Origin of the sequence: Enterobacter sp. 04-C-12-SI-ECC, from assembly GCF_047530715.1 — a bacterium.
Classification (GTDB): Bacteria; Pseudomonadota; Gammaproteobacteria; order Enterobacterales; family Enterobacteriaceae; genus Enterobacter; species Enterobacter bugandensis.
The window spans coordinates 52,364-64,519 of record NZ_JBLKDI010000016.1 but is presented as its reverse complement, the minus strand read 5'-3'; the positions used below and the strand labels follow the sequence as shown (position 1 = coordinate 64,519).

Annotated in this window: 6 protein-coding genes; all 6 read left to right on the top strand. The window is 58.5% G+C overall.

Annotation, left to right across the window (positions count from 1 at the left end):
• The first annotated feature begins 26 nt into the window (after positions 1-26).
• The 6 genes from ACMWL8_RS18405 (at position 27) to ACMWL8_RS18380 (ending at position 12,057) form a co-directional block, all read left to right on the top strand.
• Positions 27-4,979, top strand: coding sequence for an alpha-2-macroglobulin family protein (locus ACMWL8_RS18405; RefSeq protein WP_045260184.1), 4,953 nt, complete (start codon positions 27-29; stop codon positions 4,977-4,979).
• 1 nt (position 4,980) lies between these two features.
• Positions 4,981-7,308, top strand: coding sequence for a peptidoglycan glycosyltransferase PbpC (pbpC, locus tag ACMWL8_RS18400; RefSeq protein ID WP_045260185.1), 2,328 nt, complete (start codon positions 4,981-4,983; stop codon positions 7,306-7,308).
• 88 nt (positions 7,309-7,396) lie between these two features.
• A complete protein-coding gene (locus ACMWL8_RS18395; protein ID WP_045260186.1) occupies positions 7,397-9,775 on the top strand; it encodes a DMSO/selenate family reductase complex A subunit in 2,379 nt (792 codons plus the stop codon).
• Positions 9,772-10,401 carry a DMSO/selenate family reductase complex B subunit gene (locus ACMWL8_RS18390; RefSeq protein WP_003860631.1) on the top strand — a complete coding sequence of 210 codons (630 nt, stop codon included), beginning with the start codon at positions 9,772-9,774 and terminating at the stop codon, positions 10,399-10,401. The genes ACMWL8_RS18395 and ACMWL8_RS18390 overlap by 4 nt, the downstream gene beginning before the upstream one ends.
• Positions 10,394-11,182, top strand: coding sequence for a dimethyl sulfoxide reductase anchor subunit family protein (locus ACMWL8_RS18385; protein ID WP_045260187.1), 789 nt, complete (start codon positions 10,394-10,396; stop codon positions 11,180-11,182). The genes ACMWL8_RS18390 and ACMWL8_RS18385 overlap by 8 nt, the downstream gene beginning before the upstream one ends.
• Positions 11,182-12,057, top strand: a complete 876-nt coding sequence (locus ACMWL8_RS18380) for a 4Fe-4S binding protein (RefSeq protein ID WP_045260188.1) — start codon at positions 11,182-11,184, stop codon at positions 12,055-12,057. Before ACMWL8_RS18385 ends, ACMWL8_RS18380 begins: the two co-directional genes overlap by 1 nt.
• Positions 12,058-12,156: the final 99 nt, after the last annotated feature.

The window sequence follows — 12,156 nt, the reverse complement described above, 5'->3', positions numbered from 1 at the left end:
AGGCCCCCTCAGGCCAGGGACACAGGATGAAACCGTTTCGCTTAGCCGCGATCTCTCTCGCGCTGCTCACCACCTTTACGCTTGTCGGCTGTGATAACAGCGACGATAAACCTCAGGCTGCGGCTCCCGCAGCATCCACCGCATCAACACCGAAAGCCGCGGAAAAGCCCGACGCTGAAAAGCTGGCTAAAATGGCCGCCCAGAGTCAGGGAAAAGCGCTGACTCTGCTTGATGCGTCTGAAGTGCAACTGGACGGCGCCGCTACGCTGGTGCTGACCTTCTCTGTCCCGCTGGATCCGGAACAGGATTTCGCGAAGACGGTTCACGTCGTGGATAAGAAAAGCGGCAAAGTTGACGGGGCGTGGGAACTTGCGCCTAACCTGAAAGAGCTTCGCCTGCGCCATCTGGAGCCAAACCGTAATCTGGTTATCACTGTGGATCGTGGCCTGGTGGCGCTGAACAAAGCGACCTTTGGCATTGATTATGAAAAAGCCCTGACCACGCGAGATATAGAGCCGTCGGTCGGTTTCGCCAGCCGCGGCTCGCTGCTGCCGGGCAAAGTGGTGGAAGGGCTGCCGGTGATGGCGCTTAACGTCAACAATGTGGACGTCAATTTCTACCGCGTGAAGCCGGAATCGCTGGCCTCGTTTGTCAGCCAGTGGGAGTACCGCAACTCGCTGACCAACTGGGAATCTGACAATCTGCTGAAGATGGCGGAACTGGTCTATACCGGTCGTTTTGACCTCAACCCGGCGCGCAACACGCGTGAAAAACTGCTCCTGCCGCTTAAAGATATCAAGCCGCTTCAGCAGTCCGGCGTTTATATCGCCGTCATGAACCAGGCAGGGCACTACAACTACAGCAATGCCGCAACGCTCTTCACCCTGAGCGATATCGGTTTGTCTGCTCACCGCTATCATAACCGGCTGGACATTTTCACCCAGAGCCTGGAAAACGGTGCGGCGCAGTCCGGCGTCACCGTCACGCTGCTCAATGACAAAGGTCAGACGCTCGCCGAAGCCAGCAGCGACGCCGACGGCCATGCGAAGCTTGAAACAGACAAAGAAGCCGCGCTGATCCTCGCCAGCAAAGACGGCCAGACTACGCTGCTCGATCTCAAGCTCCCAGCGCTCGACCTGGCAGAGTTCGACATCGCCGGTAGCCCCGGCTTCAGCAAGCAATTCTTTATGTTTGGCCCACGCGATCTCTATCGTCCGGGTGAAACGGTGATCCTTAACGGCCTGCTGCGCGACAGCGACGGAAAACCGCTTCCCGATCAGCCCGTGAAGCTTGACGTGCTGCGCCCGGACGGCCAGGTGGCACGCACGATCGTTGTTCAGCCTGAGAACGGCCTCTACCGCTTCAACTACCCGCTGGATAGCGGCGCGCAGACCGGCATGTGGCATATTCGCGCGAATATCGGTGATAACCAGCAGCGCCTGTGGGATTTCCACGTCGAAGATTTTATGCCCGAGCGTATGGCGCTCAATCTGACGGGACAAAAAGCACCGGTTTCCCCACAGGATGAGGTGGACTTCAACATCGTGGGCTATTACCTGTATGGCGCTCCGGCCAACGGCAATTCTCTTCAGGGCCAGCTTTTCCTGCGTCCGCTGCGTGAGGCCGTTGCTGCGCTGCCCGGCTTCCAGTTTGGTGATATTGCGGAAGAAAACCTGAGCCGCAGTCTGGATGAAGTGCAGCTTACGCTGGATGAGCAGGGGCACGGGCAGGTCACCATCGAAAGCCAGTGGAAAGAGGTACACTCTCCTCTGCAGCTGATCCTGCAGGCGAGCCTTCTGGAATCAGGCGGTCGTCCGGTGACGCGCCGCGCGGAGCAGGCTATCTGGCCGGCGGCGCAACTTCCCGGTATCCGTCCGCAGTTCGCCAGTAAGGCGGTCTACGACTACCGTACCGATACCACCGTCAACCAACCGATTGTCGACGAGAACGGCAACGCCAGCTTTGACATCGTCTATGCCGATGCCAGCGGCGCGAAAAAAGCGGTATCCGGCTTACAGGTACGCCTGATCCGTGAACGCCGTGACTATTTCTGGAACTGGTCCGAGAGCGAAGGCTGGCAGTCTCAGTTTGATCAAAAAGATCTGATTGAGGGCGAGCAGGAGCTTAGCCTTAAGGCCGATGAAACCGGCAAAGTCACCTTCCCGGTGGAGTGGGGCTCATACCGTCTGGAAGTGAAAGCGCCTGATGATGTGGTCAGCAGCGTGCGCTTCTGGGCAGGTTACAGCTGGCAGGATAACAGCGACGGCACGGGTGCGGTGCGCCCTGACCGCGTGACCCTGAAACTGGATAAACCGGCCTATCAGCCAGGCGATACCATCCAGCTGCACATTGCAGCGCCAGCCGCAGGCAAGGGCTATGCGATGATCGAGTCCAGCGAAGGGCCGCTGTGGTGGAAAGAGATCGACGTACCGGCAAACGGGCTCGATCTTTCCATTCCGGTGGATAAAGCCTGGAAACGTCACGATCTCTATCTCAGTACGCTGGTGGTGCGTCCTGGCGATAAATCCAAATCCGCCACGCCGAAGCGCGCGGTTGGTCTGCTGCATCTGCCGATGGGCGACGAAAATCGCCGCCTGAACATAGCGCTGGATAACCCGCAGAAAATGCGTCCAAACCAGACGCTCTCTGTGAAAGTGAAAGCCAGCGTAAAAGAGGGGGCGGTTCCGCAGAAAGTGAACGTGCTGGTGTCGGCGGTGGACAGCGGCGTGCTGAACATTACCGATTACGTTACGCCAGATCCATGGCAGGCCTTCTTCGGCCAGAAGCGTTACGGCGCCGATATCTATGATATCTACGGCCAGGTCATTGAAGGGCAGGGCCGCATGGCCGCGCTGCGTTTCGGTGGTGACGGCGATGAACTCAAGCGCGGCGGTAAACCGCCGGTGAACCACGTCACCATTATTGCCCAGCAGGCTCAGCCGGTTACGCTGGATGCCAATGGAGAAGGCACCGTTACGCTGCCGATTGGTGATTTCAACGGCGAACTGCGTCTGATGGCGCAGGCGTGGACGGAAGATGATTTCGGCAGCAGCGAAAGCAAGGTTGTGGTGGCCGCGCCGGTTATTACCGAGCTTAATACTCCGCGCTTCCTGGCAAGTGGAGATACCTCACGGCTGACGCTGGATCTCACTAACCTGACCGACAAACCGCAATCGCTGAACGTCGCCCTGAGCGCGACAGGCAAACTGTCAATGGAACGTGCACAGCCGCAGCCGGTTCAGTTGCCGCCGGGCGCGCGCAGTACCCTGTTTATTCCGGTGCGTGCGCTGGAGGGTTATGGCGACGGTGAGGTGACGGCGCTGGTTACCGGCCTGGAGCTTCCGGGCGAAACCTTTGCCCCGCAGCAGAAGAGCTGGAAAATTGGCGTACGTCCGGCATTCCCGGCGCAGACGGTCAATACCGGTGCCATGCTGAACCCCGGCGAGTCCTGGACCGCACCGGCGCAGCACAGCAACGGTTTCTCTCCTGCCACCCTGCAGGGGCAACTGCTGCTGAGCGGCAAACCACCGCTCAACCTGGCGCGCTATATTCGTGAACTGCAGGCGTATCCGTATGGCTGCCTGGAGCAGACCACCAGCGGCCTGTTCCCGTCACTCTATACCAACGCCGCGCAGCTTACCGCGCTGGGTATAAAAGGAGATACCGATGACCAGCGCCGTGCTGCCATTGATATTGGGATCTCCCGTCTGCTGCAGATGCAGCGTGATGATGGCGGTTTTGCCTTGTGGGATAAAAATGGCCCTGAAGAGTACTGGCTGACCGCCTATGTGACTGACTTCCTGGTGCGCGCGGGCGAGCAGGGTTATAGCGTACCTGCCGATGCGGTGAACAACGCCAACAACCGTCTGCTGCGCTACCTGCAGGATCCGGGCATGATGTCTATCCGCTACAGCGACGACGCCAAGGCCAGCAAATTTGCCGTGCAGGCGTATGCCTCGCTGGTGCTGGCGCGTCAGCAAAAAGCCCCGCTGGGCGCGCTGCGTGAAATCTGGGAGCGCCACGGGCAGGCGGCTTCCGGGCTGCCGCTGATGCAGCTGGGCATGGCGCTCAAACTGATGGGCGATGCGCCGCGCAGCCAGCAGGCGCTGGATCTGGCGCTCAAAACGCCGCGTAACGACAGAAATACATGGATGGCCGATTACGGCAGCCCGCTTCGCGATAACGCGCTGATGCTCTCCCTTCTGGAGGAGTATAAATTGCTGCCGGATGCGCAAAATACGCTGCTGAATGCTCTTTCTGAACAGGCATTCAGCCAGCGCTGGCTATCCACCCAGGAGAGCAATGCGCTGTTCCTGGCCGGACGTTCGCTGCAAACCCTGTCAGGCGCATGGCAGGCGAAAACCACGTTGTCTGATACCGCATCAGGCGGCGATAAGGCGCAGGTACAAAACGTAAGCGGCGACAAGCTTGGTGCGCTTCAGGTAACCAATACCGGCACGGCACCGCTGTGGGTACGTCTGGACAGCACCGGCTATCCGGAATATGCGCCTCAGCCGAGTTCCAACGTGCTGCAGGTTGAACGTCATATCCTGGCAACCGATGGCAGCAGCAAATCGCTCTCTTCGCTGAAAAGCGGTGAGCTGGTGCTGGTCTGGCTTGAAGTGAAAGCCAGCCAGAACGTGCCAGATGCGCTGGTTGTGGATCTCCTCCCGGCTGGTCTGGAGCTGGAAAACCAGAACCTGGCGAGCAGCAGCGCAAGCCTGCAGGACAGCGGCAGCGAAGTGCAGAACCTGCTCAGCCAGATGCAGCAGGCGGACATTCAGCACATGGAGTTCCGCGACGACCGCTTTGTGGCCGCCGTGCCGGTAAACGAAGGTCAGCCGGTTACGCTGGTTTATCTGGCCCGTGCCGTAACGCCGGGCACCTACCAGGTGCCGGTTCCGATGGTGGAGTCTATGTACGTTCCGCAGTGGCGGGCAACGGGTGCGGCCAGCGGCCCGCTGATTGTTGTTCCGTAATATGTTGATAGCGCGTCTGACACGCTCCCGCTGGCTTTGGCTGGCGGGAGCGCTTCTCGTTTTAGGGGGGCTGATTGTCGCCGCCGACCGCCTGTGGCCGCTGCCTCTGAAAGAGGTTAACCCCGCACGAGTTGTGGTGGACGAGAAGGGCGCGCCGCTCTGGCGTTTTGCCGACAGCGAAGGCATCTGGCGCTACCCGGTGACCATTGAAGAGGTTTCTCCCCGTTATCTTGAGGCTCTGATCCAGTACGAAGATCGCTGGTTCTGGGAGCATCCGGGCGTAAACCCGCTCTCTGTCCTGCGCGCCGCCTGGCAGGATCTCAGTTCCGGAAGAGTGGTTTCGGGAGGAAGCACGCTTACCATGCAGGTGGCACGCCTGCTGGATCCGCATCCGCGCACCTTTGGCGGCAAAATTCGCCAGCTCTGGCGGGCGATGCAGCTGGAATGGCACCTCTCTAAGCGTGACATTCTTACGCTCTATCTCAATCGTGCTCCGTTTGGCGGCACGCTGCAGGGCGTGGGAGCAGCAAGCTGGACCTACCTTGGGAAACCCCCGTCGCAGCTGAGCTACTCCGACGCGGCGTTGCTGGCGGTACTGCCGCAGGCACCCAGCCGTCTGCGCCCGGATCGCTGGCCCGAGCGGGCCGAAGCGGCACGCAACAAAGTGCTCGATCGCATGATGATTCAGGGCGTCTGGTCAGCAAAGCAGGTGAAAGAGTCCCGTGAAGAGCCGGTATGGCTGGCTCCCCGGCAGATGCCGCAGCTGGCGCCGCTCTTTGCACGCATGATGCTCGGCAAAAGCCGCGACACAAAAATTGTCACTACGCTGGATGCCGGACTGCAACGGCAGCTGGAAGAGCTGGCGATGAACTGGAAATCCCGCCTGCCGGCACGCAGTTCGCTGGCGATGATCGTGGTCGATCATACCGACATGAAGGTGCGCGGCTGGGTGGGATCGGTGGATATCAACGATGACAGTCGTTTTAGCCACGTGGATATGGTCAACGCGATCCGATCGCCGGGATCGGTGTTAAAACCCTTTATTTACGGTATGGCGCTGGACGATGGCCTGATCCATCCCGCCTCGCTGCTTCAGGACGTGCCCAGAAAAACCGGTGATTATCGCCCAGGAAATTTTGACAGCGGGTTCCACGGGCCGGTCAGCATGAGTGAAGCGCTGGTGCGCTCGCTCAACCTGCCAGCCGTCCAGGTGCTGGAAGCCTACGGTCCCAAACGGTTTGCCGGGATGCTGAGTAACGCAGGCCTGCCGCTGATCCTGCCTGCCGGAGCGCAGCCGAATCTGTCGCTGATCCTGGGTGGCGCAGGCGCGAGGCTGGCGGATATCGCCGCCGCGTACAGCGCCTTTGCAAGGCATGGCAAGGCGGGCCGGCTGCGCTTACAGCCGGGCGACCCGCTAACTGAACGCCCGCTGTTATCGCCAGGTTCGGCGTGGATTATTCGCCGTATTCTGGCGAATGAAGCGCAGCCGCTGCCGGACAGTGCGCTGCCTCAAATTGCGCCGCTGGCGTGGAAAACGGGCACCAGCTATGGCTACCGCGATGCCTGGGCCATCGGTCTGAATGCCCGTTACGTCATCGGCATATGGACCGGACGACCTGACGGCACGCCGGTAGCGGGGCAGTTTGGTTTTGCCAGCGCGGTTCCGCTATTAAACCAGGTGAATAACCTGCTTCAGTCACGCTCGACAATAGACGAGGCCCGCCTGCCGCGCGATCCGCGCCCGGAAAGCGTTGGGCGGGGTGTGATCTGCTGGCCGGGCGGCCAGTCGCTGCCGGAAGGCAGTGAAAACTGTCGGCGTCGTCTTTCGACCTGGCTGCTGGAAGGGAGTGAACCACCCACGCTGCTGCTGCCGGAACAGGAAGGCATTCGCGGCATTCGTTTCCCGGTCTGGCTGGATAAAACGGGCAAGCGTGTGGCGGCAGATTGCCCTGATGCCACAGAAAAAGTTCTCGACGTCTGGCCGCTGCCGCTGGAGCCGTGGCTGCCCGCAGCGGAAAAAAGGGCTGCGCGTCTTCCTGCGAGATCGACGCTCTGCCCGCCGCTGGATAATAACAATGCAGCACCGCTTATGATTTCGGGTATCAGAGAGGGGGCTGTTATTAAGCGACTCCCTGGTGAAGGGAACGTGACGCTTTCTGTTATTACGACTGGAGGAGAAGGTGGGCGCTGGTGGTTTTTAAATGGAGAACCGTTAGAAGGGCGCAATAATACTCATTCATTAAAATTATATTTGCCTGGCGAATATCAATTACTTGTAATGGATGACTCAGGACAAACGGCGACGGTGAATTTTGAATTAGACCGTTAAGTGTTACCCCCGAAGAGTTAGTTTGATAATTATCAATATTCGTTCCTGAAAAAAAACGAGAATGCGTTTTTATTTTAAGGAACGAGCAATGAAAAAAAATAAAAATCAGGGAGAGGGGCTTATTCCCGCGCTATCCCGGCGTCATTTTATTCAGGCAGGGTCGGCGCTCGCCGCCCTTCCTTTTGTAGCGACAACAGGTAAAGCACAGGCACAGAGTGCGGCGGCAACACACGCGACGCCTGAAGAAAAAGTGGTGCAAACCTGCAGCACGTTTGACTGCGGCGGTAAATGTGATATTCGCGCTCACGTTAGTGAGGGCGTTGTTACCCGAATTTCAACGCGTCCGGACAATGCGTTAGATCCGCAGATGCCGATAATGCGCGCCTGCGTTCGTGGCCGCGCGTATCGGAAATTTGTTTATCATCCCGATCGGCTTAAATATCCAATGAAACGCGTGGGTAAACGTGGCGAAGGAAAATTCGAGCGTATTACATGGGATGAAGCCACCACGCTTATTGCGAATCAATTAAAAACGATTACACAAAAATACGGCGCTGCCTCACGCTATGTGCATGTGGGCACTGCGGTATCCGGCGGAACGTTTTCCGGCGATAAAATGGTTCGTCGTCTGCTCAACTTAACCGGCGGCTATCTCGAAAGCTATCACTCGGTCAGTATGGGCAACACGGCGGCAGCCACGCCGTATACCTACGGCACCGCCGCCAGCGGCAGCTCTCTGGACACGCTGCTGGACACCAAACTGGTCATTCTCTGGGGACATAACCCGACGGAGACGATCTTTGGTCACAGCAACTACTTCTATCAGAAGATGAAGCAAAACGGCACGCGCTTTATCGTTGTCGATCCGCGCTATTCCGATACGGTTTCCTCCCTGGCTGACCAGTGGATCCCGCTGCTTCCCACAACAGACAACGCCCTGATGGACGCTATGATGTACACGATCGTCACGGAGAACCTGCACGATCGCGACTTCATCCAGCGCTATACCCTGGGCTTTGACGAAGCATCCATGCCGGAAGGCGTTCCGGCCAATGAATCCCTGATGGCTTATCTGAGCGGCGCAAAAGATGGCGTGGCGAAAACGCCTGAGTGGGCAGAGAAAATCACCCACGTACCTGCGCAGACCATTCGTCAGCTGGCGCGCGACTACGCAACCACCAAACCCGCCGCGCTGATCCAGGGCTGGGGACCGCAGCGCCATAACTGCGGCGAGCGCACCGCGCGCGGCTCGACGTTACTGGCAACGCTGACGGGTAACGTTGGGGTCAAGGGCGGCTGGGCGGCAGGCTATGGCGGCTGCGCTAATCGTAAATTTGCTGCCGGGCCGGAGATGCCGGATAACCCGGTAAAAGCCAAAATATCGGTAATGAACTGGGTGCAGGCCGCCGATGATGCTTCTAAGGTAACGGCGGAAGACGGCCTGAAGGATGCAGAAAAGCTGGACAGCAATATCCGCATCCTGTTTTCGCTGGCGGGAAATTATCTGGCTAACCAGAACCCGGATCTGCATCAGGCGACGCGCGTGCTGGAAGACGAGTCGAAAATCGAGTTTATCGTGGCAAGCGATCTGTTTATGACGCCGAGCGCCCGATACGCCGATCTTCTCCTGCCGGAAACCAGCTTTATGGAACGCTGGAATATCGGCGAAACCTGGGGCACGGCAAGCTATCTGATCCTGTCGGAAAAGCTAATTGAACCTGAATTCGAACGCCGTTCAGACTACGACTGGCTGCGGGAAGTTGCTGCTAAGCTTGGCGTCGAACCTTCATTCAGCGAGGGCCGTGACGAAAAAGCGTGGATTGAGCACATCTGGGAGCATACGCGGCTCTCCATGCCAGATGAAAACCTGCCGGACTTCGCGACGCTACAAAAGACGCGCCAGCATCTTTTCAAAAGCGCGCCGTTCGTCGCTTTTGAAGACAATATTCGCGATCCGCAAAATCATCCGTTCCCGACGCCGTCCGGGAAAATTGAGATCTTCTCGAAGCGTCTGTACGACATGCACCATCCGGAGATTCCGGCGCTGTCGCACTACGTGCCCGCCCACGAAGGACCGGAAGACGAACTGGCGAAAACCTTCCCGCTGCAGCTGATCACCTGGAAAGGGAAAAACCGTGCTAACTCAACCCAGTACGCCAACCCGTGGCTGATTGAGGCGCAGCAGCAAAAGCTGTGGATCAACCCGCAGGACGCGCAAAAGCGCGGCATTTCCCAGGGGGATACCGTGCGCATTCATAACGCGCGCGGCATTTGTGAAATTCCGGCTGAAGTCACGCCGCGCATCATTCCGGGCGTTGTTGCCATGCAGGCAGGCGCCTGGTGGCTGCCGGACGAACAGGGCGTCGATAAAGGCGGCTGCGCGAACGTGCTCAGCTCTGCCCGTATTACCGCGCTTGCGAAAGGGAATTCCCATCAAACCATGCTGGTGGAGGTAGCTAAAGCATGAGTCAGTTTAAACACTACGCGCCGGTGAGCGATAAACAGCTGGGTTTCTATATTGACTCTTCCCGCTGCTCGGGCTGCAAGGCATGCCAGGTGGCGTGCAAAGACAAAAACAACCTTGAGGTCGGACGTCGTTTCCGTCGCGTATACGAAGTCAACGGCGGGAATTTCATCCCAACCGGGCAGGGCGGCGTTAGCAACAACGTTTTTGCCTACACGCTCTCTATTTCCTGTAACCACTGTGCGGACCCGATCTGCACCAAAAACTGCCCGACCACCGCAATGCACAAGCGTCCGGGCGACGGCATCGTGCGCGTCGATACGGACAAGTGCGTTGGCTGCGGCTACTGCGCGTGGTCTTGCCCTTACGGCGCGCCACAGCTCAACGAGCAGACCGGGCAGATGTCCAAATGCGATTTTTGCGTGGATCTGCAGGCGAAGGGCGAGCAGCCCGTCTGCGTGGCAACCTGTCCGCTTGAGGCGATCAAATTTGGGCCTATTGATGAACTTCGGGCGAAATATGGTGCGGTATGCGATGTGAAGGGCTTGCCTGATTCCTCGATTACAAAACCGAACCTGGTTATCAAAGCGCATCAGGGCGCAGAGAAAGAGGGGAAACGTCATGCATGAGTTACCGCTGCTGATTTTTACGCTGTTCCTGCAGGGATCGGTTGGCGTGACGCTCTGGCTGGCGTTCGGGGGGGCGCATACTACACCGCGTAGCGCGCTGCTGCCTGCCGCTGGGGCGTTTGTGCTGGCGAGCCTGGGGCTGCTCGCCTCAGCGCTGCATATGGGCTATCCGCTCAATGCCCTGAACGCGCTACGCCACGTCTCCAGCTCGTGGCTGAGCCGTGAGATTATCTTCGCCAGCCTTTACCTTGCGGCGCTTGGCCTCGCCGTGCTGCTGATGTTTTCCAATAAGCCAGGCTGGAAGCTGCTTTTGGCCGTGGCGGGTCTTGTCGGGCTGGTGGACGTGTTCTGCATGGCACAAATCTACATGCACGCGTCCGTGGTGACCTGGCAGCATATCAACACGCTGGTGCTGTTTATCGGCTCGGTGGGCATTATTGGTTCTGCCTGCATGGCGGCAGGGATGCGCTCCCGAGCTGCTCTGCGTGCGGCGGTAGTCATTATCACGCTGCTGGTGCTTGTGCGTCTGGTGATGCAGCCCGTCTGGCTGGCCGACATCTCTGCCACAGACACTACCGTGGTGACGTTCCCTCATGATCCGCTCAAGATGCTGGCGCAGCTGCGAACGTTACACCTTCTAAGCTGGTGCGTCTCCGTTGCAGGTATGCTCTGCTTTGCTGCGGGCGGCCTGAAAACGGCGCGCGGCACGCTGCTGCTGGGCAGCGCCTTGCTGATTGTGGGTGAGCTGATGCTGCGCTTCGTTTTCTTCAGTATTGGCTGATGGGCAGATTGACGTTTGCCCCTGCGATGGACGTGACGCATGCGTGCGTCCGTCGCCGTTTTCGCCACGCTTCCTGCTGCGCCTGCGCGGACGTTTGTCCAGCGCAGGCTTTTTCTTTTACGGAAACCGGCGTCTTGGTTGATGAAAATCGCTGTATTGAATGCGGTGACTGCCTGTTCGTCTGCCCCTCCGGGGCCATTACCGGCATCGCGCCGCGAAAGCGATTTCTGAGTGGAGATACCCTTGTTGGGCCTTTTACTGAACGCGCACCTGGGGTGAATGAGCTGCTGCTGTGGCACGCGCAACGCCAGGTTCGTTTTATCAGTATCGACGCAGAGCAATACCCTGACTGGCTGCTGGCGCTTGCCCGGCTTAATCTTGCGCTTCGTCGCCGTGGTGAAGCGGAGTGGGGGTTTAAGCTCATACCGATCGGCGAGGTGAATATCGCTCGTCGTGCGCTGATGCACGTTCCCCGCGAGGATGTAAAAGCCTGTCGCGTTTCCCCGGGGCCGCGGGAGCTGCGCAGGGCATTCTCGACGTTTAGCGAGTCAGATATCGCACTCGATATTAATAAGTGCGTGCTGTGTGGTGCATGCTGGAGAAGCTGCCCGGAAAACGCGATTCGGTTTGAGAACGCCGCGCTGGTGGTGGAGACCGGGCGCTGTACCGGCTGCGGTGGCTGTGAGGCAGTATGTCAGCACGAGGCCATAAACGTCGCAGAAACAGATGGACCGGCAAAAAACGTGGCCACTCCCGCATATAAAGCAGTTTGCCTGACGTGCCAGCGCCAGTTCTGGTCATTTACGCCTGATGAAAAGCAGTGCCCGCTCTGTTTACGCCATCAACACGGTATGCGAAATCCGGCCTGTTGCTAATCTTCGTCTCATTTTAAAAAAATGTTATGCAGAACCATAGGCAATGGCGCTATTGCTCTTTATAATCCGCGCCACACCATACTCAGGTATGCAAAACAA